Annotated in this window: 27 protein-coding genes; 10 read left to right on the top strand and 17 right to left on the bottom strand. The window is 67.8% G+C overall.

What is annotated here, in order from left to right; genetic code table 11:
* Positions 1-262: 262 nt before the first annotated feature.
* The 5 genes from rbsK to LMA02_RS08025 all read right to left on the bottom strand — a co-directional run bounded on the left by rbsK (position 263) and on the right by LMA02_RS08025 (position 5,982).
* Positions 263-1,192, bottom strand: a complete 930-nt coding sequence (gene rbsK, locus LMA02_RS08045; protein WP_228907550.1) for a ribokinase — start codon at positions 1,190-1,192, stop codon at positions 263-265.
* Positions 1,189-2,220 (bottom strand): LacI family DNA-binding transcriptional regulator, encoded by a 1,032-nt coding sequence (locus LMA02_RS08040; RefSeq protein ID WP_105834349.1) that lies wholly within the window; start codon positions 2,218-2,220, stop codon positions 1,189-1,191. Before LMA02_RS08040 ends, rbsK begins: the two co-directional genes overlap by 4 nt.
* Positions 2,221-2,256: 36 nt before the next feature.
* Complete coding sequence (locus tag LMA02_RS08035) at positions 2,257-3,276, bottom strand: ABC transporter permease (RefSeq protein ID WP_166725348.1); 1,020 nt, start codon at positions 3,274-3,276, stop codon at positions 2,257-2,259.
* Positions 3,273-4,886: a sugar ABC transporter ATP-binding protein gene (locus LMA02_RS08030; RefSeq protein WP_228907549.1), complete on the bottom strand. Its 1,614-nt coding sequence runs from the start codon at positions 4,884-4,886 to the stop codon at positions 3,273-3,275. Before LMA02_RS08030 ends, LMA02_RS08035 begins: the two co-directional genes overlap by 4 nt.
* A gap of 145 nt (positions 4,887-5,031) precedes the next feature.
* Positions 5,032-5,982, bottom strand: coding sequence for a sugar ABC transporter substrate-binding protein (locus LMA02_RS08025; RefSeq protein WP_105788973.1), 951 nt, complete (start codon positions 5,980-5,982; stop codon positions 5,032-5,034).
* A 208-nt stretch (positions 5,983-6,190) separates the two neighbouring features.
* Here LMA02_RS08025 and LMA02_RS08020 point away from each other — a divergent pair, with 208 nt between their 5' ends.
* Positions 6,191-6,703 (top strand): hypothetical protein, encoded by a 513-nt coding sequence (locus tag LMA02_RS08020; protein WP_228907548.1) that lies wholly within the window; start codon positions 6,191-6,193, stop codon positions 6,701-6,703.
* Between the two features lie 81 nt (positions 6,704-6,784).
* On the opposite strand, the gene LMA02_RS08015 is transcribed toward LMA02_RS08020, so the two are convergent.
* The 5 genes from LMA02_RS08015 to LMA02_RS07995 all read right to left on the bottom strand — a co-directional run bounded on the left by LMA02_RS08015 (position 6,785) and on the right by LMA02_RS07995 (position 11,891).
* The gene (locus tag LMA02_RS08015) at positions 6,785-7,711 is read right to left on the bottom strand and encodes a CysB family HTH-type transcriptional regulator (RefSeq protein WP_006755334.1); all 927 of its coding nucleotides are present in this window, start codon (positions 7,709-7,711) and stop codon (positions 6,785-6,787) included.
* Between the two features lie 80 nt (positions 7,712-7,791).
* The gene (locus LMA02_RS08010) at positions 7,792-8,850 is read right to left on the bottom strand and encodes a sulfate/molybdate ABC transporter ATP-binding protein (RefSeq protein ID WP_228907547.1); all 1,059 of its coding nucleotides are present in this window, start codon (positions 8,848-8,850) and stop codon (positions 7,792-7,794) included.
* Positions 8,851-8,863: 13 nt separating this feature from the next.
* A complete protein-coding gene (gene cysW, locus LMA02_RS08005; RefSeq protein ID WP_228907546.1) occupies positions 8,864-9,811 on the bottom strand; it encodes a sulfate ABC transporter permease subunit CysW in 948 nt (315 codons plus the stop codon).
* Complete coding sequence (gene cysT / locus LMA02_RS08000) at positions 9,808-10,707, bottom strand: sulfate ABC transporter permease subunit CysT (protein WP_228907545.1); 900 nt, start codon at positions 10,705-10,707, stop codon at positions 9,808-9,810. The genes cysW and cysT overlap by 4 nt, the downstream gene beginning before the upstream one ends.
* A gap of 146 nt (positions 10,708-10,853) precedes the next feature.
* Entirely contained in the window at positions 10,854-11,891 is a 1,038-nt protein-coding gene (locus LMA02_RS07995) for a sulfate ABC transporter substrate-binding protein (protein WP_006754656.1), read from the bottom strand.
* A gap of 264 nt (positions 11,892-12,155) precedes the next feature.
* Between LMA02_RS07995 and lexA the strand changes: the two genes are divergently transcribed.
* Genes lexA through LMA02_RS07980 form a run of 3 tightly spaced genes read left to right on the top strand, consistent with a single transcriptional unit; the run spans position 12,156 to position 13,914 of the window.
* Positions 12,156-12,803, top strand: a complete 648-nt coding sequence (gene lexA / locus LMA02_RS07990) for a transcriptional repressor LexA (RefSeq protein WP_006754655.1) — start codon at positions 12,156-12,158, stop codon at positions 12,801-12,803.
* A 26-nt stretch (positions 12,804-12,829) separates the two neighbouring features.
* Complete coding sequence (locus tag LMA02_RS07985) at positions 12,830-13,168, top strand: hypothetical protein (RefSeq protein WP_228907544.1); 339 nt, start codon at positions 12,830-12,832, stop codon at positions 13,166-13,168.
* A gap of 29 nt (positions 13,169-13,197) precedes the next feature.
* A complete protein-coding gene (locus LMA02_RS07980) occupies positions 13,198-13,914 on the top strand; it encodes a DUF2939 domain-containing protein (protein WP_228907543.1) in 717 nt (238 codons plus the stop codon).
* A gap of 98 nt (positions 13,915-14,012) precedes the next feature.
* On the opposite strand, the gene LMA02_RS07975 is transcribed toward LMA02_RS07980, so the two are convergent.
* Positions 14,013-14,510: a universal stress protein gene (locus LMA02_RS07975; protein WP_006754652.1), complete on the bottom strand. Its 498-nt coding sequence runs from the start codon at positions 14,508-14,510 to the stop codon at positions 14,013-14,015.
* Here LMA02_RS07975 and LMA02_RS07970 point away from each other — a divergent pair.
* From LMA02_RS07970 to LMA02_RS07960, 3 genes are all read left to right on the top strand, one after another.
* Positions 14,509-14,673, top strand: coding sequence for a hypothetical protein (locus tag LMA02_RS07970; protein WP_228907542.1), 165 nt, complete (start codon positions 14,509-14,511; stop codon positions 14,671-14,673). The two genes, LMA02_RS07975 and LMA02_RS07970, sit on opposite strands and share 2 nt — an antisense overlap.
* Positions 14,674-14,837: 164 nt before the next feature.
* On the top strand, positions 14,838-15,752 hold the full coding sequence (gene nodI / locus LMA02_RS07965) for a nodulation factor ABC transporter ATP-binding protein NodI (RefSeq protein WP_006759456.1): 915 nt from the start codon (positions 14,838-14,840) through the stop codon (positions 15,750-15,752).
* A 6-nt stretch (positions 15,753-15,758) separates the two neighbouring features.
* Positions 15,759-16,592 (top strand): ABC transporter permease, encoded by an 834-nt coding sequence (locus LMA02_RS07960; RefSeq protein WP_228907541.1) that lies wholly within the window; start codon positions 15,759-15,761, stop codon positions 16,590-16,592.
* 48 nt (positions 16,593-16,640) lie between these two features.
* On the opposite strand, the gene LMA02_RS07955 is transcribed toward LMA02_RS07960, so the two are convergent.
* The 4 genes from LMA02_RS07955 to LMA02_RS07940 form a co-directional block, all read right to left on the bottom strand.
* Positions 16,641-17,063, bottom strand: coding sequence for a hypothetical protein (locus LMA02_RS07955; protein WP_006759454.1), 423 nt, complete (start codon positions 17,061-17,063; stop codon positions 16,641-16,643).
* 172 nt (positions 17,064-17,235) lie between these two features.
* Positions 17,236-18,294 carry a permease gene (locus LMA02_RS07950; protein ID WP_228907540.1) on the bottom strand — a complete coding sequence of 353 codons (1,059 nt, stop codon included), beginning with the start codon at positions 18,292-18,294 and terminating at the stop codon, positions 17,236-17,238.
* Positions 18,291-19,418, bottom strand: a complete 1,128-nt coding sequence (gene mnmH / locus LMA02_RS07945; protein ID WP_228907539.1) for a tRNA 2-selenouridine(34) synthase MnmH — start codon at positions 19,416-19,418, stop codon at positions 18,291-18,293. Before mnmH ends, LMA02_RS07950 begins: the two co-directional genes overlap by 4 nt.
* A 64-nt stretch (positions 19,419-19,482) precedes the next feature.
* The gene (locus LMA02_RS07940; RefSeq protein ID WP_228907538.1) at positions 19,483-20,436 is read right to left on the bottom strand and encodes a LysR family transcriptional regulator; all 954 of its coding nucleotides are present in this window, start codon (positions 20,434-20,436) and stop codon (positions 19,483-19,485) included.
* 164 nt (positions 20,437-20,600) lie between these two features.
* On the opposite strand from LMA02_RS07940, the gene LMA02_RS07935 reads away from it, so the two are divergent.
* Together LMA02_RS07935 and LMA02_RS07930 are read left to right on the top strand one after the other, a co-directional pair.
* On the top strand, positions 20,601-22,022 hold the full coding sequence (locus LMA02_RS07935; RefSeq protein WP_228907537.1) for a M20 family metallopeptidase: 1,422 nt from the start codon (positions 20,601-20,603) through the stop codon (positions 22,020-22,022).
* Positions 22,023-22,056: 34 nt separating this feature from the next.
* Positions 22,057-23,343, top strand: a complete 1,287-nt coding sequence (locus LMA02_RS07930) for an MFS transporter (protein ID WP_011656781.1) — start codon at positions 22,057-22,059, stop codon at positions 23,341-23,343.
* An 84-nt stretch (positions 23,344-23,427) separates the two neighbouring features.
* Here the strand turns inward: LMA02_RS07930 and LMA02_RS07925 are convergent, their stop codons facing one another.
* Together LMA02_RS07925 and LMA02_RS07920 are read right to left on the bottom strand one after the other, a co-directional pair.
* Complete coding sequence (locus LMA02_RS07925) at positions 23,428-24,480, bottom strand: NADP(H)-dependent aldo-keto reductase (RefSeq protein WP_228907536.1); 1,053 nt, start codon at positions 24,478-24,480, stop codon at positions 23,428-23,430.
* 194 nt (positions 24,481-24,674) lie between these two features.
* A complete protein-coding gene (locus tag LMA02_RS07920) occupies positions 24,675-25,112 on the bottom strand; it encodes a PaaI family thioesterase (protein ID WP_006751003.1) in 438 nt (145 codons plus the stop codon).
* A gap of 168 nt (positions 25,113-25,280) precedes the next feature.
* On the opposite strand from LMA02_RS07920, the gene LMA02_RS07915 reads away from it, so the two are divergent.
* The gene (locus tag LMA02_RS07915; protein ID WP_228907535.1) at positions 25,281-25,763 is read left to right on the top strand and encodes a winged helix-turn-helix transcriptional regulator; all 483 of its coding nucleotides are present in this window, start codon (positions 25,281-25,283) and stop codon (positions 25,761-25,763) included.
* Positions 25,764-25,849 lie beyond the last annotated feature (86 nt).

Here is a 25,849-nt window from a genome sequence, read left to right as displayed (position 1 = left end):
CGTCGTCATGAACGGGCCGGGCCCGTTTTTCGAAACAGTGTTTCGCCCCGATGCATTTACGACCGTTCGCCGCACAACTTGATGGTATTGACGTCAATTTTCTCCGCAATTGATCGGTTTATTACATATAGCTGAATAATAGGTGCGAAACACGCTGGCCCGTGCCGTGAAATGACGGAGCGAACGTCGGGTTCCGGCCGACCAGGAAGAGAGGGCCGGCCGCCTGCTGTCGCAGGCGCCGGCCACGATGCGCGCCCTGGCCCTATTCGGCCAGTTCGGCGAGGGTGGGAATCGACGGCTGCGCGCCCGCACGCGTGACCGACAGCGCCGCCGCGCGTTGCGCGAAGCGGATCGCGGTGTCGACGTCCTCGCCCGCGGCGAGCCGCGCGGCGAAACCGCCGATGAAGGTATCGCCGGCCGCGGTCGTGTCGATCGCCTGCACGACGGGCGCCGGATAGTGGCGCGCCGCGCCGTCGGCCGTCAGCGCGAACACACCGCGCGCGCCGAGCGTGATCAGCACGTTGCGCGCGCCGCCCGCCTGCAGCGTACGCGCCGCGGCTTCCGCCTCGGCCGGGTCGCGCACCGGCAGCCCGGTCAGCGCGGCGGCCTCGACTTCGTTCGGGATCAGGTAATCGACCAGCGGCAGCCAGCCGTCCGGCAGCGGCGCGACAGCCGGTGCCGGATTGAGCACCACGATGCGGCCGAGCCGTCGTCCGGCCGACAGCGCCGCGAACACGGCGTCCGGCGGCGTCTCGAGCTGGCAGATCAGCACGTCGGTCGCGGCCAGCGCGGCCTCGTGCCGCGCCACCGTCTCGGGCGTGACTTCGCCGTTGCCGCCCGCGACGATCACGATCGTGTTCTGGCTCGCGTCGTCGACGACGATCAGCGCGACACCGGTCGACGCCGCCGCGCTCGTCGCGAGCCGCGCGCAATCGATGCCTTCGGCCTCGAGGCCCGTCCGCAGCGCGGCGCCGTGCGCGTCCGCGCCGACACAGCCGATCATCGTGACCTGCGCGCCGAGCCGCGCGGCCGCGACGGCCTGGTTGCCGCCCTTGCCGCCCGCCGCCTGCGCGTACGCATGGCCGGCGAGCGTTTCGCCCGGCAGCGGCAGCCGTGGCGCCCGCACGACGAGATCCATGTTGAGGCTGCCGACCACCGTCACGCGGCCGGCGCCCGCGGTGCGCGCCGTCATGCGCGAGCGCCGGGCGTGGCCGGCTCGCGGTAGATCGCCGTCGATTCGCGCAGCACGAGGCGCGGCGACACGACGCGACGACGGCTCGGCGCAGCCGTCGATCCGCCGCCGATCCGCTCGATCAGCGTCTGCGCGGCCATTTCGCCGAGCGCGCGCACCGACTGGCCGACCGTCGACAGCGCCGGATACGTGTAGCGGGAAAATTCGATGTCGTCGAAACCGATGATCGAGCAGTCGTCCGGCACGCGCAACCCGCGCTCGGCCGCCGCGCGCAGCGCACCGACGCCCATCAGGTCGTTGCCCGCGAAAATCGCGCTCGGATGCACCGACTCGAACAGCCGCGACGCCGCGTGATAGCCGCCGAGGCACGAGAAATCGCTTTCCGCGATCGCGCCCGGCACGATGTCGATCCCGCGCTCGGCCATCGCGCGGATGAAGCCGTGCACGCGCATCGCGCTGACGGCCGTGTCGGTCGGCCCGGTGATGCAGCCGATCTTCGCGTGCCCGAGTTCGAGCAGGTGACGCGTCGCCAGGTACGCGCCGCGTTCGTGATCGATCTGCACGAGGTCGGCCGCGAGCCCCTCGATGTTGCGGTCGACGACGACGAGCGGCGCATGCGCGTGCGCGAGCGTCTGCGCGAGCACCGCGTCCTCGCCGGCCGATGCGACGATCAGCCCGTCGATGCGCTTTTCCTGCAGCACGCGCAAGTAGTTGCGCTGCTTCACGGGATCGTCGTCCGAGTTGCAGAAGAACACGCAATAGCCGTTGGCCGCGCACTGATCCTCGATGCCGCGCGCAAGCTCCGCGAAGTACGGATTCGTACTGTTCGGCACGACGAGTCCGATGGTCGCCGTCGAACGCGCCTTGAGCGAGCGCGCCACGGCCGACGGCACGTAATTCAGCTCACGGATTGCGCCCTCGACCTTCGCACGCACGTCCGCGGACACCGGCCGCGAATTGTTCACCACGTGCGAGACGGTCGTAAACGACACGCCCGCCATGGCCGCCACATCCTTGATCGTCGCCATTTCCCGTTTCTCTCTGGTCTGCTTTCTGTGTAGTTCTTACCGGGCGCGCGCGCGCCGGCTGCGATACGTATCGAGCACGACCGCCACCACGATCACCGCCCCGGTGATGATCCGTTTGGTCGGCTCGTTCGCGCCGATCTGCGCCAGGCCCGCGGCCAGCACGGAGATGATCAACACGCCGAAGAACGTGCTGATCACCGAGCCGCGCCCGCCCATCAGGCTCGTGCCGCCGATCACGACGGCCGCGATCACCTGCAGTTCGAGGCCCGCGCCCGCGTTCGGGTCGGCGGCCTCGAGCCGCGAGATCTGGAACAGCGACGCGAGCCCCGCGAGCGCGCCCATCAATGCGAATACGAGGATTTTATACGGCCGCGGGTTAACCCCGGCGAGCCGCACGGCCTCCTCGTTCGTGCCGATCCCGACGAGATAGCGCCCGAACACGGTACGCGTGAGCACGAACTGTGCCGCGATCATCACCGCGACCGCGATCAGGAACGCCGGCGAGATGCCGAGCGCGATCGGGTTCGACAGGAAATCGAACGCGTCGCCGATGTACGCCGTGCGCGAATTCGTCAGTTGGTAGGCGACGCCGCGCGCGGCCTCGAGCACGCCCAGCGACACGATGAACGACGGAATCCGCCAGCCCACCGTGATCGCGCCGGTCAGCGAGCCGGTCACGGTCGCGACCGCGATCCCGATCAGCGCGGCCGGCAGCGGCCCCCACTGCCATTTCAGCGCGGCCACGCTGACCATCGACGCGGCCAACGCGAGCACCGAGCCGACCGACAGGTCGATGCCGGCGATGATCAGCACGAAGGTCATCCCGACCGACATCACGACGAGATCGGGGATCTGGTTCGCGATCGTACTGAACGTATCGTAGGTCAGGAAATGCGAGCTCAGCACCGAAAACAGCGCGATCATCGCGGCGAGCGCACCGGCGAGCCCGAGATAGTTCGACAGGCCGAGCCGCGTGCCGGACAGCGTGCGCGCGCGGCGCCCCGTCACGTCCTGCTGCGCGCCTGCGTCGCTCGGGGATACGGGAGGCTGGGTCATTGCTGTCGTCCTGTCGTCGAAGTGCCGGACGCCGCACGCGGCGCCGCTTGCGCATCCTGAGGGCGCGTGCCTTCCGGCAGCGCTTCGCGGCCGAAGCCGGCGAACGCCGCGGCCAGCAGCGCATCCTGGGTCCAGTTGCCGCGTTCGAACACGGCGGTCATGCGGCCGGCCGACATCACGCCGATCCGGTCGCAGATCAGCATCAGCTCGCGCAGGTCGCTCGAGACGACCACCAGCGCGCGGCCCTCGCGCGCAAGCGCGCCCATCAGCGTGTAGATCTCGAACTTGGCGCCGACGTCGATCCCGCGGGTCGGCTCGTCGAACAGCAGCACGCCCATGTCGCGCGCGAGCCAGCGGCCGATCACGACCTTCTGCTGGTTGCCGCCCGACAGCTCACCAACCGCCTGCGCGGCGCCGTGTGTGCGAATCCGCAACGCGTCGATCTGTTGCTCGGCCAGCGCCGTTTCGCGCGCCGTATCGACGATGCCGCCGCGCGCGAGCCGCTCGAGCTGGCCGAGCGACACGTTCGACGTGACCGACTGCGACAGCAGCAGCCCTTCGCCCTTGCGGTCCTCGGTGATCAGCGCGATGCCGTGCCGCACCGCATCGACGGGCGATCCGATGCGCGCCGGCTTCAGCGGATCACCCACCGCGATCATCCCGGCATCCGGCGTATCCGCGCCGTAGATCAGCCGCAGCAATTCAGTGCGCCCCGCGCCGATCAGCCCCGAGATGCCGAAGATTTCGCCCGAGCGCACTTCGAGCGACACGTCCTGCACGGCCGTGCCGCGCGTCATGCCCGACACGGCGAGTCGCGGCGCGCCGATCCGGCGCGGGCCGAGATCGATGTGCTCGCCGATCTCGCGTCCGACCATCAGCGTGACGAGCCCGTCGGACGTCGTCGCGGCCATGTCGCCGACGTGCACGAGACGGCCGTCGCGCAGCACCGCGACGCGCTCGGCGACGCGCGCGAGCTCCTCGAGCCGGTGCGAGATGTAGACGATCGCCACGCCGTGCGCCTTCAACCGGTCGATCTGCTCGAACAGCAGCTCGACCTCGCGCGCGGTCAGCATCGCGGTCGGCTCGTCGAGGATCAGCACGCGGCAGTCGCCGATCAGGTTGCGCGCGATCTCGACCATCTGCTGGTGGCCGATGCCGAGCGCACCAACCGGCGTGTCGGGGTCGACCGCGTCGAGCCCGACACGCGCCATCGCCGCCTGCGCGTCGTCATGCAGCCGCGCGCGGTCGATGATGCCGAAGCGTCGCGGCAGACGGTTCAGAAACAGGTTTTCGGCGATCGTCAGCGTCGGCAGCAGGTTCAGCTCCTGCATCACCATGCGCACGCCGAGTGCCTCGGCCTGCGTGCGGCTCGCCGGCGCATAGGCCTGGCCGCCGAGCTGCATCGTGCCGGTCGTCGGGTCGACGAGCCCGCCGATGATCTTCGACAGTGTGCTCTTTCCTGCGCCGTTCTCACCCGTCAGCGCGAGCGCCTCGCCCGACGCGAGCGTCAGCGTGACGTCGGCGAGCACCGGTTCGGCGTAGGTCTTGCCCACGCCGGAGACGGACAGCACGGGAACGGCTGAACGGGAGGGTTGGAAGGTCGGTTCCATCGCGATCCTGATTGCGGCCGCGCGCACGCGACGCGCGGGTATGACGCTCACAAGTGCATGTGCATGCAGTGGCCGTGATCGCGCTCACTCCATATAACGGCCGCCGGCCCGGATTCTTGAGCGTGGCGGCCGCGTCGGGGCAGCGTTACTTCGTCACGAGATCCACCGGCGTCTCGACCACACCGGTCATGTCGGCCTGCTTGCGATGCTCGGCAATCGCCTTGAGCGCCGTGTCGATGCCGAACACGGCCTGCTTCGCCGCGTACTGGTCGGCGGTCGCGAGCACGCGGCCGTCCTTCAGCATCGGCTTGATCGCGTTGATGTTGTCGTAGCCGACCACGAACACCTTGCCCTGCTTGCCCGCGGCCCGCACGGCCGACACCGCGCCGATCGCCATGTTGTCGTTGCCGCACAGCAGCGCCCGCAGGTTCGGGTATTCGTTGAGCATCGCGGACGCAACCGCATTGCCCTTGTCGATCTCCCATTCGCCTGATTGCACCGACACGACCTTCATCCCGCCCGCCTTCATCGCATCCTGGAAGCCGGCCGTGCGCTGCTGCGCGTTGGTCGTCGTCGACACGCCTTCGAGGATGCCGACCTGGTCGCCCGCCTTCAGCCGCTTCGCGAGGTAGTCGCCGATCTTGCGCGCGCCCTTGCGGTTGTCGGGGCCGACGAACGGCACGTTGAGGTTCTTCGACTTCAGCACGTCCGGATCGAGCCGGTTGTCGATGTTCACGACGATGATGCCCGCATCGACCGCCTTCTTCACGACCGGCACGAGCGCCTTCGAATCAGCCGGCGCGAGCACGATCGCGTCGACCTTCGACACGATCATCTGCTCGACGATGCGGATCTGGTTCGCGGTGTCGGTCTCGTCCTTGATGCCGTTCGTGATCAGGTCGAACTGGCTGGCGTTGTGCTTCTGGTATTCCTTCGCGCCGGTTTCCATCGTCAGGAAGAACTCGTTGGCGAGCGACTTCATCACGAGCGCGACCTTCGGCTTGCCCGGCGCTTGCGCATGGACGGCCGGTGCGGCGGCGACCGCAACGGCGGCAAGCGCGGCGGTCAGGAAGCGACGGCGAAAGAGGACATTCATACACATCTCCTGGCGACTGGCCCGCTGGGCCGGATTGTTGTCTGGTGTTGTTTTAATGCGAGCAAACGTTTGCGCCACACTACCCGAACACTGGCCATCGATGCTGCTTGTCGGTACCAAGGAATGGAAGCGGGGCAGACGGCCGACTGCCTGGCGCGCGCTGTCGTCGACGCGCCACCGCCGGCGGGACGCCGGCGGAGTGAAAGCTATGCTGTACCGTTTCGGTTCGACGCGCAACCCGTCTGATCAATATTTAAGGGTTTATTCGGAGCACGCGATTACGCGTGCCGATTGCGGCGCGTTACAGCGGGGGCCGCGGCGCCGCTTCGTCGCGATCGCGAAGGAAACCGCTTTCGGTTCAATGATCGGCCTTCGTCGAATCCGGCTTGACCATCGAATTCGCTTTGCGTTTTCCACGTGTGCGCTGTTCCGATTTCATTCAGCGCGATGCGATGCGTTGCGCTGGCCGCTGCAGGCCCGAGCCGCCAGCGGCAACGGCCCGCGCAGCAGCGCCGACGCGGTTTGCCGACCCGCGCTCCGGCGGATTAAATCATATCTTTGTGAAAGTGGCCCGCTCGAGAGGGTCGAGCAAGGCATTCGAATGTGCCGTCTTGTTGTTCTGTTTAATCGGCGCATATGTGACGGTCGCCGCTCGCGGCAAGCCGGATTGTCAGCGAAGACGTCGATCGCAGGTTCGATGCGTGGGCACACGGTGCCATGACGACGCGAAACCGCCGTCATGACAGCCATCGCGCAGCACGTCCGGCGGGCGCTTGCCGCGCCCCCGGACATCGCCCCACCGTTAGACCGTTTCGCGCAGCTGCGCGGCGATTTCCGCTTCGTTCAGCTGCGGCGCGAACATCTCGATCAGCCGGTACGCATACGCGCGCAGGAACGCGCCCTTGCGCAGCCCGACACGCGTCGTGCTCGCCTCGAACAGGTGCTGCGTGTCGAGCGCGACGAGCCCGGTGTCGCGCTGCGGATCGAAGGCCATCGCCGCGACGACGCCGATCCCCATTCCGAGCTCGACGTAGGTCTTGATCACGTCCGCGTCGATCGCGGTCAGCACGACATCGGGCACCGCGCCGGCCTGCGTGAACGCCTGGTCGATGTGCGAGCGGCCCGTGAAGTCCTGGTCATACGTGATGATCGGGTACTCGGCGATTTCGTCGAGCGTCAGGTTCTCGCGGCCGACGAGCGGATGCCCCTTCGGCACGACGACCGTGTGGTGCCACGAATAGCACGGGAACGTCACGATGTCCGGATAGCGGTCGAGCGCCTCGGTCGAGATACCGAGATCGGCTTCGCCGTTCAGGATCATCTGCGCGATCTGCTGCGGGCTGCCCTGGCGCAGCGCGAGATGCACCTTCGGGAACACGTCGGTGAACTGCCGGATCACCTTCGGCAGTGCGTAGCGCGCCTGCGTGTGCGTGGTCGCGACGACGAGGTGGCCGCTGTCCTGGTCCGCGAACTGGCGCGCAACGCGGCGCAGGTTCTCTGCGTCGAGCAGCATCCGCTCGATCAGCTGGTGCACGGCCTTGCCGGGCTCCGTGAGCCCCGTGAGCCGCTTGCCGCGCCGGATGAAGATGTCGACGCCCAGTTCGTCCTCGAGATCCTTGATCTGCTTCGACACGCCCGACTGCGACGTGTACAGCACGTTCGCGACTTCCGTCAGGTTCATGTTCTGACGCACGGCTTCGCGCACGAAACGCAATTGCTGAAAATTCATGGGTATGCCTCTTAGGCTGTCGTTGTTTGAATGTCACTCCGGAGCGGTATCCGCCCTCTTCTCTTTACCGGGTTCGGACGTCAGTGTGCGGGAAATACCCGGACCGCGCGCGGCACGGCCGTCGCGCCGTCGCCGACCTGCAGCGCGAGCGCACGCCACGCGTCGCGATCGAGTTCCGCTTCGAGCGCGCCGCCCGTGCGCGCCTCGAGTTCGACCCGCACCGAGCCGCCGAGCGGGATCACGCGGCGCACGTCCACCGCGATGCCGTCGCGATGACCGTCGCCGGCCGGCCACAGCTGCAGGTCGTGCGGCCGCACATACGCGTTCGCGGGGCCCGCGAAATCGGCATCGACCGCGATCGGCGCCGCCGCGCCCTCGGCGACGAAGCCACGGCCGGCGACCGTGCCCGGCAGGCGGTTCGCCGCGCCGAGGAATTCGTAGACGAACGCGCTTTGCGGATGATCATAGACGTCCTGCGGGCTGCCGACCTGCTCCACGTGCCCGCGGTTCAGCACGACGATCCGGTCGGCCACTTCCAGCGCCTCTTCCTGGTCGTGCGTGACGAAGATCGTCGAGATGTGCAGATCGTCGTGCAGGCGCCGCAGCCAGCCGCGCAGTTCCTTGCGCACCTTCGCGTCGAGCGCGCCGAACGGCTCGTCGAGCAGCAGCACCTTCGGCTCGACCGCGAGCGCGCGGGCGAGCGCGATCCGCTGGCGCTGGCCGCCCGACAGCTCGGACGGATAGCGCTGCGCGAGCCAGTCGAGCTGCACGAGCTTCAGCAGCTCGTGCACCTTCTCGCGGATCACGGCTTCCGACGGCCGCTCGCGGCGCGGCTTCACGCGCAGCCCGAACGCGACGTTCTCGAATACGGTCATGTGGCGAAACAGCGCGTAATGCTGGAACACGAAGCCGACCTGGCGATCGCGCGCGCCGACCGACGCGACGTCGAGCCCCTGCAGCACGACCTGGCCGGCGTCCGCGTGCTCGAGGCCCGCGATCACGCGCAGCAGCGTGGTCTTGCCGCAGCCGGACGGCCCGAGCAGCGCGACGAGCTCGCCCGCGGGGAAGTCGAGCGACACGTTGTCGAGGGCGGTGAAATCGCCGAAGCGCTTCTGAAGGTGACGGACAGTGATACCCATTCTGGTTGCCTCTTTACGATTTCGACGAAATGGCGGCGACGGGGCCGGCATGAGCGGGAACGTCATCGCGTGCGCCGGCCAGTTCGGCGGCGAGATGACGCTCGGCGAGCAGCTTCAGCGCGAGCGTGACGAGCGCGAGCAGCGCCAGCACCGACGCCACGGCGAACGCCGCCGCGAAGTTGTATTCGTTGTACAGGATCTCGACGTGCAGCGGCATCGTGTCGGTTACGCCGCGAATGTGGCCGGACACGACCGACACCGCACCGAACTCGCCCATCGCGCGCGCATTGCACAGGATCACGCCATACAGCAGGCCCCACTTCACGTTCGGCAGCGTCACGCGCCGGAAGATCTGCCAGCCCGACGCGCCGAGCACGCGCGCGGCCTCTTCCTCGTCGGTGCCCTGCGCCTGCATCAGCGGGATCAGCTCGCGCGCGACGAACGGGAACGTGACGAAGATCGTCGCGAGCACGATGCCCGGCACCGCGAAGATGATCTGCACGTCGTGGTCCTGCAGCCACGGCCCGAGCCAGCCCTGCGCGCCGAACAGCAGCACGTAGACGAGGCCCGAGATCACCGGCGACACGGAGAACGGCAGGTCGATCAGCGTGGTCAGCAACGCCTTGCCGCGGAATTCGAACTTCGCGATCGCCCACGACGCGCACACGCCGAACACGAGATTCAGCGGCACCGCGATCACGGCGACCGTCAGCGTCAGCTTGATCGCCGACCATGCGTCCGGATCGGCGAGCGATTCGAGATAGAAGCCGACGCCCTTGCGCAGCGCCTCGAAGAACACCGCGGCGAGCGGCACGACGAGGAAGAACGCGAGGAACGCCAGCGCGGTGCCCGTGAGCAGCCAGCGCACGACGCGCGACTCGCTGACGGGGTCGGGCTGTTTCGCGGCGCGCGCGCGCGCGGCGGACGGGTTGTTCAGCACGGCACTGGACTCCTGGCTCATTGCTGGCCTCCTGCGGCGGTCGCGGCAATGGTTGCGGTCGACGGCGCGGGGCCGCTCGCCCCCTTGCTCGTACGACGCTGCAGATACCACTGCAGCGTGTTGATCAGGAGCAGCATCAGGAACGACACGACCAGCATCACGACCGCTAGTGCGGTCGCGCCCGCATAGTCGTACTGCTCGAGCTTCGTGATGATCAGCAGCGACGTGATCTCGGATTTCATCGGCACGTTGCCGGCGATGAAGATCACCGACCCGTATTCGCCGAGCGCGCGCGCGAACGCCAGCGCGAAGCCGGTGAGCAGCGCCGGCAGCACGGCCGGCAGCACGACGCGGCGGAACGTCAGCCAGCGCGATGCGCCGAGGCACGCGGCGGCCTCCTCCTGCTCGCGCTCGAAATCCTCGAGCACCGGCTGCACGGTGCGCACGACGAACGGCAGCCCGATGAAGGTCAGCGCCACCAGCACGCCGACCGGCGTGAACGCGATCTTGATGCCGAACGGCGCGAGATACTGGCCGACCCAGCCGTTGGTCGCATAGACCGCTGCAAGCGAAATGCCCGCGACCGAGGTCGGCAATGCGAACGGCAGATCGACGATCGCGTCGACGAGGCGCTTGAACGGGAACCGGTAGCGCACCAGCACCCACGCGACGAGAAAGCCGAACACGGCGTTGATCAAGGCGCCGCCCAGGGCGGCGGAAAACGTCAGCCGATACGACGCGAGTACGCGCGGCGACGTGACGGCGGTGACGAACTGGTCCCACGACAGCGTCGCGGTCTTCAGGAACGTGGCGGCGAGCGGGATCAGCACCACGAGGCTCAAATAGGCCACCGTGATGCCGAGCGTCACGCCGAAGCCGGGCAGCGCGCTCGGCTTGCGAAAGGTGTACGTCGTCATCGGATGCTCTTGCTGGGTCGATGCTGCTCATGGGTCCGACGCAAACGCCGGCACGAGGAATCGCGCCGGCGGCCGTCGGGGATGCGGCGCGCTGTCGTGGCGCGCCGCTGTCGTTATGGGTTTGCTGCGTGGCGTGACTGTTCGCGTTACTGCGGCTTGTAGATCGAGTCGAACACGCCGCCGTCCGCGAAATGCGTCTTCTGCGCATTCGTCCAGCCGCCGAACGTGTCGTCGACCGTGTACAGCTTCAGCTTCGGGAACTGCTTCGTCAGCTCCGCCGGCACGTTCTTCGAACGCGGACGGTAGTAGTTGCGCGCCGCGATCTCCTGGCCCTGCGGGCTATACAGGAAATTCAGGTAGGCCTCCGCCAGCTTGCGCGTGCCCTTCTTGTCGACCACCTTGTCGACCACCGCGACGGGCGGCTCGGCCAGGATGCTCACCGACGGCACGACGATCTCGAACTTGTCGGTGCCGAATTCCTTGATCGACAGGAACGCCTCGTTCTCCCACGCGATCAGCACGTCGCCGATCCCGCGCTGCACGAAGCTCGTCGTCGCGCCACGCGCGCCCGAATCGAGCACGCCTGCATTCTTGTAGAGCTTCGTCACGAATTCCTTCGCGCCCTGCTCGTTACCGCCCGGCTTGTGCACGGCATACGACCATGCGGCCAGGTAGTTCCAGCGCGCGCCGCCCGAGGTCTTCGGGTTCGGCGTGACGATCGAGATGCCCGGCTTGGTGAGGTCGTCCCAGTCCTTGATCCCTTTCGGGTTGCCCTTGCGCACGAGGAACACGATCGTCGACGTGTACGGCGATGCGTTGTCCGGCAGGCGCTTCTGCCAGTCCTTGTTCACCAGCCCCTTGTTGGCGAGCGCGTCGATGTCGTAGGCGAGCGCCAGCGTGACGACGTCGGCCTGCAGGCCGTCGAGCACCGAGCGCGCCTGCGCGCCCGAGCCGCCGTGCGACTGCTTGAAGTTGACCGTCTCGCCCGTCTTCGCCTTCCACTCCTTGCCGAACGCCTGGTTGAAGTCCTGATACAGCTCGCGCGTCGGGTCGTACGACACGTTCAGGAACGTCGTATCGGCCTGGGCATGCGTCACGACGCCCAGCGCCGCCGCCGCGCCCAGCGCGAGTGTTGCGATCAGGCGGCCCGCTCCGCCCACCAGCCCCGTGTTGCGCTTCGCCATCCTTGGTTCTCCAGTGTTGTCGATGTTGCGATGTCGGGCCAGTCTAGCGAACGGGTTACATGATTAAAAATAATCGTTCTTCATTTTTTAATACTCAAAAGTGCTAACGCAGACTGGGTGGACGGTTGCGGCAGACAAACCGGCGTCCGGACGTCGCGAAATCGCAGCGGAACCGGCGCGATCGCGTCGAACCTCAAGTAACACTTGAAATTCGCGAAGTACTGTATAAAAATACAGCTCACTGTCTATCCATACAGTTAAGCCATGACCAAACTCACCGCACGTCAGCAGCAAGTGTTCGACTTGATTCGCCGGGCGATCGAGCGCTCCGGTTTCCCGCCCACGCGCGCCGAGATCGCGGCCGAGCTGGGTTTCAGCTCGCCGAACGCGGCCGAGGAACACCTCCGTGCGCTGGCGCGCAAGGGCGTGATCGAGCTGGCCGCCGGCGCGTCGCGCGGCATTCGCCTGCTCGGCATCGACGATGCGCCGCACCAGTTCACGCTGCCGCACGCCGGCCTGATGCAGCTGTCGCTGCCGCTCGTCGGCCGGGTGGCGGCCGGTAGCCCGATCCTCGCGCAGGAGCACATCTCGCAGCATTACGCGTGCGATCCCGCGCTGTTCACGAGCAAGCCCGACTACCTGCTGAAGGTGCGCGGCCTGTCGATGCGCGACGCCGGCATTCTCGACGGCGACCTCCTCGCCGTGCAGAAGCGCACGGAAGCGAAGGACGGCCAGATCATCGTCGCGCGTCTGGGCGACGACGTCACGGTCAAGCGCCTGATGCGCCGGCCCGGCGGCCTCGAGTTGATCGCGGAGAACCCGGATTACGAAAACATCTTCGTCAAGGCCGGCAGCGCGGAATTCGCGCTGGAAGGCATCGCCGTCGGGCTGATCCGCTCGGGCGAACTCTGACAATCGGTCTCGCTGAGGAGAACACCATGGAACGCCTTTCCCGTTTGCTGCCTTTCCGTCAATTCGGTCGCCTGCGTCACCTGCGCGGCCGCACGCCCTGTGCGCCGCTGTCCGCGGCCGCGCCCGTGGTGAGCCAAGAAGTCGCAGTTGAACGGCAGGCGTCGCTGCTGCCGTCGGCGCTTCCCGCATTCGCGCGGGTCTCGCTGAACGCCGGCCTGAATCACGCGGAACCGGCGCGCCGCGCGCCGGTGCGCGTCTATCACGGTCGGTCGCGCCTGATCATGGTCGGGACGATCGATGCCGTGTGCCGGATGATCGATCGCTGCATCGACGAGGAACGATCGTCCACGCACGGCGGTCTCTGATTGCGGAACCTGTCCGCACCGGAGGCATCGTGACTGGATCGTCGGGCCGCGCGTGGCGGCTCAAGCCCTTGCTGATTGTCGTGCTGGCCGTCGCCGTCCTGGCGGCGGTCGGCTATGCCTACGCGTCGCCGTACGTCGCGCTAGGTCGCCTGAAATCGGCGATCGACGCGCGCGATGCGCAAGCGGTCAGCGAATATGTCGACTTTCCGTCGCTGCGCATCAGCCTGAAGCAGCAGGTCACGGAAGAGTTGATGCGCCGGATCGACGCGGTGAAGAAGGACAATCCGTTCGCGGTGATTGGCGCGCTGATCGGATCTGCGTTGATCGGCCCGCTGGTCGATGCCTATGCGACACCGGAAGGTGTGGCGGCGTTGATGAACGGCATCCCGCCGCGTGGTAATCCGGGCGAGCGGCCCCCCGAATGGTCGGGCCCGCCGTCAGGCGGTGCGCCCGGCAACGCACCGGCCGCGCCACCGGCCAATCCGGCTAGCGCACCCGTGCCGGGCAGCAATGCCACCGCCTCGGCTGCGGCTGCGTCTGCGTCTGCGCCGGCACCGGCGCCCGCGCCCGCACCAGCGAGCCCGAGCGATACGGGTCATCCGCAGCAAACGAGTGCCGGCTACCGGAATATCGATGAATTCGTCGTGACCTACCAGCGCAGCGCCGACGGCACGCGCTATGCGGCGGTCTTCCGCCGCTTCGGCCTGTTCTCGTGGAAGCTGTCCGCGATCGACCTGCACGCCTGAGCAATCGCAGTGGCGGTCGCGGTCGATGCCGCTGTTGCAGCACTGCGCGCGACCGCGCGTGAACCGCCGGCAATCCGGCCGTTCACGCGATCACTGCGTTACTTGCCGTTCGCGGTGGCCGCTTCGCGTTCGCGCGCCATCTCGGCCTTTTGCTCTTCGGCCGACGAACACGCGACCAGAATGCTGCAGTTCACGCGATCGAGCAGCTGTGTGTTGCCCGACCCCATCCACCATCTCGACAACCCGCTGCGGCACCGATGGCCGACGACGACGAGGTCGGCCTTCAACTCCGTCGCGAGATTCGCGATTTCGTCGATCGGATAGCCGAACGCGAAATGGCCTTCCGCCTGAACGCCGCGCTCGCGCAGCCAGTTCACGCCTTCCTGCAGGATCTCGCGCGCGGTTTCCTCGAAGCGGCCGCACGCGACGTCGGTCAGCAACCCCGCGCTTTGCGCGATGCTCGAGCGCATGTCGACAACCGACAGCAAATGCGTTTCCGCCTTCAGGTCCAGCGCAAGATTGGCACCGCACCGCAATGCCTTGCGTCCCTCGAGCGTGCCGTCGTAGCACAGCAGAATCTTGTTGTAGCTAGCCATGAAACCTCCCTATCGCGACTACGTGCCCTATGCACTCATCATGGTGCGCCGCAATTCAGGACGCAAGGGATGGAAAACGCTGATTCGCCACGCGGGGAGCGTCGGCGATGATGCGGTGCACGATCCGTGCGCCCATGCACCGTGCCGCGCCGGCATGCGCTGAAGAGACGCAGCCGATGCACTAGAATGGCCCGTTCGTGCCCTCGACGTGCGTTCGCCCCGGTCATGCTCATGTGACACGCATTCGCCCGATCCGTTCGCCGGCCGGCACGCCCCGCGGGCTGGCCGCGAAACGCGTCCGCGCCCGCTTACAACGACAACCTGCCCATGTCCGTTGCACCGATCGATTTCCGGAACGTTGAAAAGCGCTATGGCGACAAGCTCGTCGTCAACGACCTCTCCTTCCACGTGCAGGCCGGCGAATGCTACGGCCTGCTCGGGCCGAACGGCGCCGGCAAGACCACGACGCTGAAGATGCTGCTCGGCCTCGTCTATCCCGATGCGGGCGCCATTTCACTGTGCGGCGAACCGGTTCCGACACGCGCGCGGCATGCGCGCCGGCGCGTCGGTGTCGTCCCGCAGTTCGACAACCTCGATCCGGACTTCACGGTCCGCGAAAACCTGCTCGTGTTCAGCCGCTATTTCGGGATGTCGGCGCAGGCTGCGCGCGCGCTCGTGCAGCCGCTGCTCGAATTCGCGAAGCTGGAAAACAAGGCCGATGCAAAGGTGGGCGAGCTGTCGGGCGGGATGAAGCGGCGTCTGACGCTCGCCCGTGCGCTCGTCAACGATCCCGACGTGCTGGTGCTCGACGAGCCGACGACGGGCCTCGATCCGCAGGCGCGGCACCTGATGTGGGAGCGGTTGCGCTCGCTGCTCGCGCGCGGCAAGACGATCCTGATCACCACGCATTTCATGGAGGAAGCCGAACGCCTGTGCGACCGGCTGTGCGTGATCGAGGAAGGCCGCAAGATCACCGAAGGCGCGCCGCATGCGCTGATCGAGTCCGAGATCGGCTGCGACGTGATCGAGATCTACGGGCCCGACCCGGTCGCATTGCGCGACGAGCTGGCGCCGTTCGCGAAGCACACCGAGATCAGCGGCGAAACGCTGTTCTGCTACGTGACCGATCCCGAGCCGCTCAGTGCGCGACTCAAGGGGCGCACGGGGTTGCGCTATCTGCATCGTCCGGCCAATCTGGAAGACGTGTTCCTGCGGCTCACGGGCCGCGAAATGCAGGACTGATCGATCATGGACGCACGCAACTATTCCGCCGCCGCGCCGTCCGCGCCGCCACGCGAGTCACGCTTCGCGATCGCACTGCCCGCGAACGCGACCAACTGGATCGCCGTATGGCGGCGCAACTACCTCGTGTGGCGCAAGCTCGCGCTCGCCTCACTGTTCGGCAATCTCGCCGATCCGATGATCTACCTGTTCGGGCTGGGGTTCGGGCTCGGCCTGATGCTCGGCCACGTCGACGGCGTGTCGTATATCGCGTTCCTCGCCGCCGGCACGGTCGGTTCGAGCGTGATGATGTCCGCGAGCTTCGAGTCGATGTATTCGGGCTTCTCGCGGATGCACGTGCAGCGCACCTGGGAAGCGATCATGCACACGCCGCTCTCGCTGGGCGACATCGTGCTCGGCGAGATTGTCTGGGGTGCGAGCAAGGCGCTGTTGTCGGGCGTCGCGATCATGCTCGTCGCGGGCCTGCTCGGCTATGCGCACTTTCCGTCGATGCTCGCGGCGCTGCCCGTGATCGCGCTCGCCGGCCTCGCGTTCGCGAGCACCGCGATGATCGTCACGGCGCTCGCGCCGTCCTACGACTTCTTCATGTTCTATCAGACGCTCGTGCTGACGCCGATGCTGCTGCTGTCGGGCGTGTTCTTCCCGATCACGCAGCTGCCGCCGATCGCGCAGCGCGCGGCGCACGTGCTGCCGCTCGCGAACGCGGTCGAACTGATCCGGCCCGCGATGCTCGGCCGGCCGGCGACGGACGTCGGCCTGCATCTCGCGGTGCTCGCCGGCTATGCGGTGGGCGGATTCGTGGTCTGCGCGTGGCTGTTCCGGCGGCGGATGATGCGCTGACGGCCGGCGCGCGCGGCGCCGGCCCGATGCGAAGACTTTGAGACGACGTTACTCGTCGTCATCGCTCCACGGAATCTCGACGTCGGTCAGGAATGCGACGGTCGCCAGCGGGCCGCCTTCCTGGCGACCGAGCTTGCCGTCCGCACGATGCCATTCGACGCGGAATTGCGTACCCGGATCGTCAGCGATCAGATAGACCGCACGCAGCTCTTCCGCGTCGGCTTCGTCGACCGGGCCGTCGAACGACACCAGCATCTTCTGCGGCCACAGGCCGTTCACCGGATCGTAAATGCGGTCGCCCTGCGGAATCTCGATGCTGGCCTCGACGCCGATCGTGGCGGAGGCCTCGATGATCATCGTGCCGAGCGCGTTCAGCACGGCAGTCGCCCGCGCGGAATTGGCCTGGCGGATCGCGAGATCGCCGCGCGTCAGCGCCTTTTCGAGTCGAGGATGAATCTTCGGTTGGGTCATGCGTTTTCCTGTTTGCTTCTTGTAAAGGGCGCCGCACGCGTGAAGCGGCGGCGCCGGATGAATACGACGATCAAGCGACGGGATCGGTCTGCGCGCGGCGCAGCGGCCATCCCGCAGGCCCGGTCGCCGGCTGCCGGGCATGCGCGCCGGCTGGCCGTCCCGTGCGTCGCCGTCAGAACCCGAACGCGATCGCGAGCAGCCCGCTCGCGATCCCGAACACGACGACGAGGGCCGTGACGATCGCCAGCATGTACGGCTTGAACGAACGCGCGAGCATCGCGAGCGACGGCACGCTGATCGGCGGCAGCGTCATCAGCAGCGCGGCGGCCGGGCCGACGCCCATGCCGAGCGACAGCATCGCCTGGATGATCGGCACCTCACCGGCCGTCGGGATCACGAACAACGTGCCCGCGACCGCGAACGCGATGATCCAGCCGAGATGGTTGCCGATGTCCGGGCCGATATGCGGGAACAGCCATGCGCGCGCCGCGCCGAGCAGCAGCACGAGCACGATGTATTCGGGCACGAGCCGCACGGCCATGCGCGCGAGCAGCTTGATCCAGCGGACGAACGGATTGCCGGCCGCGGCCTGCCCGGCCACCAGCGCAGCGAGTTGCGCGTCGTCGATGCCGCGGTCCTCGGGACGCGCGATGCGGTTCAGCAGATAGCCGATCCCGAACACCATCGCAATGCCGAGCACGAGCCGCAGCGCGCTCCAGTGCCAGCCGAGCACGAAGCCCATGAACACCAGCGCGGCCGGATTCAGCACCGTGTTGCCGAGCCAGAACGCGACCGCGCCGCCCGGCGACGCATGCCGCGCGCGCAGGCCGGCGACGACCGGTGCCGCGCAGCACGTGCACATCATGCCGGGCAGCGACAGCAGGCCGCCCGCGGCGACACTGCCGAAGCCCGTGCGACCGAGCACGCGTGCAACCCAGTGCGCGGGCAGCAGCGCCTGCACGGCCGAACCGAGCAGCAAGCCGAGCACCATCGCCTGCCAGATCGCCTTGCCGTATGCCCATGCGTAGTCGAGCGCCGCCTTCAGCGACGGCTCGGGCGCGGTCGCCGACGTGCCCATCAGGATCGACTGGCCGATCGAATGATGCTCGGCGGCGACGAATGCCTTGTTGTAGTACGGGAACCATTTCACGTAGAACAGTCCCGCGACTGCGATCAGCAGGAAGGTCATCCAGCCGAGCGCCGGATTGGGTTGGGTGCGTGTGGTCGTCATCGTGTGGTGGTCGATTGGTTTGTGTCGGTGTCGGATCCTGCTGCGTCGCCGGCGACGGGCGACGCCGGGAGCCCGGAGCGCGCGAGTGCGTCGAGCAGCGCGCGCGCCTGCTGGCGCACGTCGGCCGCATTCGGCCGGAATGTGAACGTCAGCACGCGGTTCGATTTGTCGTACGACGAACGATAGGTGCGTGCATACGCAGGATCGTAATGCTTGTCGATCAGCGTGCGGAACAGTTCGGCGCGCGCGTTCGCGTCGATCAGTGCGTTCCAGCGCGCGACCTCCTCCCGGCTGTGCAGCCCGATCAGTCGATCCAGCTGCGCCTTGAACGCGGCCGGTTCGTCGAACAGATGCGCATAGTCCTCGAGCAGAAACGCGATGCGTTCGTCATGCTCGGCTTCGACCTGCACCCATGGCCCCGCGCGAAACGCGTCCATCAGCGCGAGCGGCAACTGCACGAGCCCGATCTTGCGGCTTTCCGATTCGACGAAGACGGGCCATGCGGGGTCGAAACGCTCCAGCGTTCCGACAAGGCCCGAATCGAACGACTTCTGCGCGGGCTGCGGCACGCCCGGCAATGCGCCGAGCAGCGAGCCGCGGTGGCACGCGAGCGCCTCGAGATCGAGCGTCTGCGCCCCTTCGTCGCGCAGCGCGTTCAAGAGCCGCGTCTTGCCGCAGCCCGTATGGCCGACGAGCGCGATGTAGCGGAACCGCGTGGGCAGCGTGTCGAGCGTCGCGCACACCGAGCGGCGGTATGCCTTGTAGCCGCCGTCGAGCTGCCGCGCCTGCCAGCCGATCAGGTTGAACCAGGCCGTCATCGAGCCCGAGCGCTTGCCGCCGCGCCAGCAGTAGATCAGCGGCCGCCAGTTGCGCGGACGGTCGGCGAACGTGGTGTCGAGATGGCGCGCGATGTTGCGTGCGACCATCGCCGCGCCGACGCGCGTCGCTTCGTACGGCGACACCTGACGGTACATCGTGCCGACGATCACGCGCTCCTCGTTGCTGAGCACGGGCGCGTTCAGCGCGCCGGGAATATGGTCCTCGGCGAACTCGAGCGGCGTGCGCACGTCGATGATCTCGTCGAACTCGCCGGCGCGATCGAGGGTGACAATCAGGTTCTTCAATTTGGCGTCGAACAGGGGCGATGCGGCTCGGTGAGCCGCACGGGCACGGAAGGCGGATTCGCGATTATCTCATGCCCGGGCGTCCCGGGCCGCGCGCGGCAACGGGCGGGGGCGACGCGGCGCTCATCACGTCGACCAGATGGTCGCGAAACGCACGTACCGACGCGGGCAGGTCGCGCCCCGCCATGGTCTGCACCTGGATGCTGCGCTCGCGCAGTTGCGGGTTCGTGACGGGCACGACGACGAAGCCGTCCGAGTCGAAGCGGTCGCGTACCGACAGCAGCCCCGTGAACATCACCGCGCCGGTACGCTGCGCATAGCGGTACATCACGGCGGTGTTGTTGCTGGTCAGTTCCGGCTCGAGCATGAGCCCGTCGAGCACGCACGCGATGTCGATCAGCTGGCGCACCGTCGTGCCGGGCTCCGGCAGCACATGCGGGTGCCGCGCGACGTCGGCGAGCGACACCGAGTCGCGCGCCGCGAGCGGATGGTCGCGCCGCACGAGCGCGAAGACCGGCGCACGCTCCGTGTGTTCCACGCGCACGCCGTGCTCCGGCGCCAGGCTGAACGTCAGCCCGATGTCGGCGTCGCCGTCGCGCACGCGCCGCGTCGCCTCCGCCGGCGACACGACCCACACCGAGAAGTCGACGCCCGGGTGGCGCGCCTTGAAGCCCGCGAGCGCGCCCGGCAGGAAATCGATCGCGAACCCTTCCGAGCAGGCGATCTTCAGCAGGCTGCCGTGCAGCGCCTCCAGCCCGCCGATTTCCTTCATCACGTGCTCGGCCTCCAGCAGGCTGCGCTGCGCGAAGCCCAGCAGCCGTTCGCCGGCCTCCGACAGCGCCATCCCGCGCGGCCGGCGCTCGAACAGCGGCGCGCCGAGCTCGCTCTCGAGCTTCGCGATCTGCCGGCTGATCGCCGAGACGGCCACGTGCAGCCGCGCCGATGCGTCGCTGATCGACCCGGTGCGCGCCACTTCGACGAAGTACCGCAGCGCAAGACCATGCAGGAAAGCCGCCATCGTTCTGTCTCCGGGCCCCTCGTCCGGGCCGCTTTGCTTTGCCTTTTCGGCAACGAAATGTTCGAAATTCGATCATTGTGACAAAAAAAACGGCTTCCTAGAATCGATCGCACTCCCCGCCGTGCGCGCCGCGCCCGCAGGAGAACCGACAAAGGAGACACGTCTTGAGCCGTACCACCGCCATCCAGCACGCGCTGAACCAGTTCGAATCGGGCGCCTTCTTCACAACCCTGAGCCGCCGCGTCGGCCTGCGCACCGAAAGCCAGGACAGCGGCGCGGGTGCCGCCTTGCGCGCCTACCTGACCGACGAGATCGCGCCGGAAGCCGCGCGCCTCGGCTTCACGTCGCGGATCGTCGAGAACCCCGTCGTCGGCGGCGGCCCGTTTCTGCTCGCGTCGCGCCACGAGGACGACGCGCTGCCGACCGTCCTGATCTACGGCCACGGCGACGTCGTGCGCGGCTACGACGCACAATGGCGCGCGCCGCTGTCGCCGTGGACGCTGACCGTCGACGGCGATCGCTGGTACGGCCGCGGCAGCGCCGACAACAAGGGCCAGCACACGATCAACCTGGCCGCGCTGGCGAGCGTGCTCGACGCGCGCGGCGGCCGGCTCGGCTTCAACGCGAAACTGCTGATCGAGATGGGCGAGGAAGCGGGTTCGCCGGGCCTCGACGCGCTGTGCCGCCAGGAGCGCGACGCGCTCGCGGCGGACGTGCTGATCGCGTCCGACGGGCCGCGCGTCACCGCCGAACGCCCGACCGTGTTCCTCGGCTCGCGTGGCGCGGTCAACTTCAAGCTGAGCCTGCGCGCCCGCGACGGCGGCCATCACTCCGGCAACTGGGGCGGCCTGCTGCGCAACCCGGCGACCGTGCTCGCCAACGCGCTCGCGAGCCTCGTCGACGCGCGCGGCGCGATCCGCGTGGCGGGCCTGCGCCCGCCGCCGATCCCGGCCGCCGTGCGCGCCGCACTCGCCGACCTGTCCGTCGGCGGCGGCCCCGGCGATCCGGCGCTCGACGCCGACTGGGGCGAGCCCGGCCTGTCCGCCGCCGAGCGCGTGTTCGGCTGGAACGCGTTCGAGATCCTCGCGTTCAAGGCCGGCAATCCCGACCATCCGGTCAATGCGATTCCGCCCGTCGCGTATGCGCACTGCCAACTGCGTTTCGTAGTCGGCACCGACTGGCAAGCGCTGCATGCGCACCTGCGTGCGCATCTCGATGCGCATGGCTTCGCCGACGTCGAGATCGACGTCGAACGCGGCGCGCCGGCAACGCGCCTGCCGCCGGACGATCCGTGGGTCCGCTGGGCCGTCGCGTCGCTCGCGCGCACGACCGGCAAGAAGCCCGCGATCCTGCCGAATCTCGGCGGCACGCTGCCGAACGAAGTGTTCGCCGATACGCTCGGGCTGCCGACGCTGTGGGTGCCGCACTCGTATCCGGCCTGCTCGCAACACGCGCCCGACGAGCACCTGCTCGCGAGCGTCGTGCGGGAGGGACTGCAGATGATGGCCGGCCTCTTCTGGGATCTCGGCGACGCCGCGCCGCCCGTTAGCCGCGCGGCACCCGCCGCGGCCGGCGCCGCCCTGTAACGCGCTTCGCCCCTTTCTCGGGACTGCTCACACGATGAATACGACCACCCTGACCTCGCAGGACGCCGCGCTCCCCAGCGCCGCGAAGATCCGGCGCATCATCTTCGCCGCCTCGATCGGCAATGCGCTCGAATGGTTCGACCTGATCGTCTACGGCTTTTTCGCGGTGACGATCGCCAAGCTGTTCTTCCCCGCGACCAGCGAGGCGACGTCGCTGCTGCTCACGCTCGGCACGTTCGGGCTGTCCTACCTGATCCGGCCGATCGGCGGCTTCGTGCTCGGCGCCTACGCGGACCGCGCGGGCCGCAAGGCGTCGCTGCTGCTGTCGATCGGGATGATGATGGTCGGCACGCTGCTGATCGCACTGATGCCGACCTACGCGTCGATCGGCGTCCTCGCACCACTCGGGATCATGCTGTCGAGGCTGATGCAGGGCTTTTCGGCCGGCGGCGAATTCGCGAGCTCGACCGCGTTCCTCGTCGAACATGCGCCGCAGCGGCGCGGCTTCATGTCGAGCTGGCAGTTCGCGAGCCAGGGGCTCGCGACGCTGCTCGCGTCGGGCTTCGGCGCGCTGCTGACATCGACGCTGAGCACCGCGCAACTCGAAAGCTGGGGCTGGCGCGTACCGTTTCTGTTCGGGCTCGCGATCGGTCCGATCGGCCTCTACATCCGCCGCTACGTCGACGAAGGGGTCGAGTTCAAGACGCAGGCGCGCTCCGAAGCGCCCGTGCGCGAGCTGTTCGCGGACCAGAAGATGCGCGTGCTGCTGTCGATCGGCGTGCTCGTGATCTCGACCGCGATCAACTACATGGTGCTGTACATGCCGACGTATGCGATCAAGCAGCTCGGGCTGCCGGCATCGACGGGCTTCGCGGCGACGCTCGCGACCGGCTTCGTGCTGACGCTCGTCACGCCGCTCGTCGGCCACCTGTCCGATCGCACCGGACGGATCCGCGTGATGGCCGCGGCCGCCGTGCTGATGCTCGCGACCGTCTGGCCGACGTTCGTGTGGCTCACGCATCACGCGTCGTTCTCGACGATGCTCGCCGCGCTGATCTGGATCGGCCTGCTGAAGGCGACGTACTGCGGCGCGCTGCCGGCGCTGATGGCCGAGCTGTTCCCGGCGCAGACCCGCGCGACCGGTCTCGCGGTCAGCTACAACACGGGCGTCACGCTGTTCGGCGGCTTCGCACCGTTCATGATCACGTGGCTGATCAGCGCGACCGGCAACCGGCTGTCGCCCGCACTGTATCTGATGGGCTGCGCGGTGCTGAGTCTCGTCGCCTTGTTGGTCGCGCGCACGCGGCTCGGGATGCGCTAACCGCGCGCAAAGGAAACGACCGCGCAGCGATGCGCGTCGGACGCGGCCCGTCGCGGCAAGCCTGCCGCGCGGGCCGCTCGCCGTTTACGGCGCCGGGTTCGGCTGCAGTTCGTGCAGCGCGTCGATCTCGGCCACGATCTCGTCGGACAGCTTCACGTCGATGCTGCCGATGTTCTCCTTCAGCTGGTCGAGCGACGTCGCGCCGACCAGGTTGCTGCGTACGAACGGCCGGCTGTTGACGAACGCGAGCGCAAGCTGCGCGGGCGACAGCCCGTGGCGCTTCGCGAGCGCGACATAGCGCGACGTCGCTTCGACCGCGTGAGGCTTGCTGTAGCGCTGGAAGCGCTCGAACAGCGTGATGCGCGCGCCGGCCGGACGCGCGCCGTTCTCGTACTTGCCGGACAGCCAGCCGAATGCGAGCGGCGAATAGGCGAGCAGGCCGACGCCATCGCGATGCGTGAACTCGGACAGGCCGTTCTCGAACGTGCGGTTCAGCAGGCTGTACGGATTCTGGATGCTCGCGATGCGCGGCAGCCCGAGCTTCTCGGCCGCGCGCAGGAATTGCGCGACGCCCCACGGCGTTTCGTTCGACACGCCGATCGCGCGGACCTTGCCGGCCTTCACGAATTCCGCGAGCACGCCCAGCGTTTCCTCGATCGGCACCGTATACGCATCGTCGACCCACGGATACGCGGAGCGGCCGAACGTCGTCGTGCTGCGATCGGGCCAGTGCAGCTGGTACAGGTCGACATAGTCGGTCTGCAGGCGCTTGAGGCTGCCGTCGAGCGCCTGGGTCAGGTTCTTGCGGTCGAACTGGTTGCCTTCGCCGCGAATGTGGCGCGGATTGTGCGGCTGCCGCGCCGGGCCCGCGATCTTCGTCGCGAGCACGATCCGGTCGCGTTGCGCACGATGCTGCGCGAGCCAGGTGCCGATGTACTGCTCCGTGCGGCCCTGGGTTTCGGGCTTCGGCGGCACCGGGTACATCTCCGCAGCGTCGATCAGCGTGACGCCCTGCCCGAGCGCGTAATCGATCTGCTCGTGGGCGTCGCGCTCCGAATTCTGCTCGCCCCACGTCATCGTGCCGAGACCGATCAGGCTGACCTCGATGCCCGAATCGCCGAGTGTGCGGTATTCCATGCTGTTCCTGTCACGTCAGTGGAAAGCAGAAACGCTATCACATTGAACGGAACGCTTCAGACAGCCGAGCCGCGTGCTTACAGGCGGCCTTCGGCATGTGCGCCGCCCTCGCTCATGCGGATTGTGGCCGCCTCCGCGTGTGCGTCGTTCGGGTGACGTCGGACGGCCGAGGTGGCACGCCGCCGCCCGGTGCGTCACTGCGGCCGCTGAATGAAGCAGGTCGCCGATGCGTGCGCGACGATCTTGTCGTCCGGCGTCTTCAGCGTGCCTTCCGCGACGCCGAGCGAACGCGACAGGTGAATCACGCGCCCTTCGGCGATCAGGTCGACGTCGCGCGGCACGGGACGCAGCATCTTCACATGCAGGTCGACCGTGCCGTAGCCGACGCCCGCGTCGAGCATCGAATGCACCGCGCAGCCCGTGACGGAGTCGAGCACCGTCGCGGCGAACCCGCCATGGACGCCACCGAGCGGATTCAGGTGCCGGCCGTCCGCCCGCGCCGAAAACTTCACATAGCCGAACTCGACGCCCAGCGGACGCATTGGGATCGTTTCGGAAATCGACGCAAGCGGCACGTCTCCGGCGGCCGCGGCACGCAGCAGATCGAGACCGGACAGGGAAAGCGGATTCATCGGGTTGTCTCCGGGTTGATGGCGCGTCGCCGCGCGAGTAAGTTCTAAATTGGAACCCATTATTGACAACCGCCCCGGGCTTGTCAACGCGCCGACGCCCGTTGCAGTCGAAGGTAAGTTCTATAATCGAACCCACTTCTTTGATGAACCGCCGCGTGAGACTCGACGATGAAATGGGATGACATCGGTACGCTGAACTGTTCGGTCGCGCGCACGCTCGCCGTGCTCGGCGATCGCTGGACCATGCTGATCCTGCGCAACGCCTTTCTCGGCTGCCGCCGCTTCGATGCGTTCCAGACGCAACTGGGCCTCACGCGCCACGTGCTGGCCGAGCGGCTCGCGCGCCTCGTCGACGAAGGCGTGCTGGTCAAGCGCGCGTATCAGGAACGCCCGCCGCGCTTCGAATACCGGTTGACCAAAAAAGGCCTCGATCTTTATCCGGCCCTGCTCGCGCTGATGACATGGGGCGACCGCTGGAAGGACGACGGCCAGGGGCCGCCCCTGCAATTGCGCCATCACACCTGTGGTCAACTGATGCATGCAGTCGCGGTGTGCTCGGCATGCGGCGAGCCGCTCGATGCGCACGACGTGCAGCCGGAGCCCGGCCCCGGATGGGTCACACCTGCGGCGACCGGGCCGATCGAGCCGTGATGCCGTGATGCCGTGATGCCTGATGCCTGATGCCTGATGCAGCGCGCGTGCCACGCGCATCGCAGCGCGTCCTCATGCGGATGCGA

Origin of the sequence: Burkholderia sp. B21-005 (assembly GCF_020843965.1) — a bacterium.
Lineage (GTDB): Bacteria > Pseudomonadota > Gammaproteobacteria > Burkholderiales > Burkholderiaceae > Burkholderia > Burkholderia ambifaria.
The sequence above is the reverse complement of the archived record's forward strand: the minus strand, read 5'-3'. Positions and strand labels throughout refer to the sequence as shown.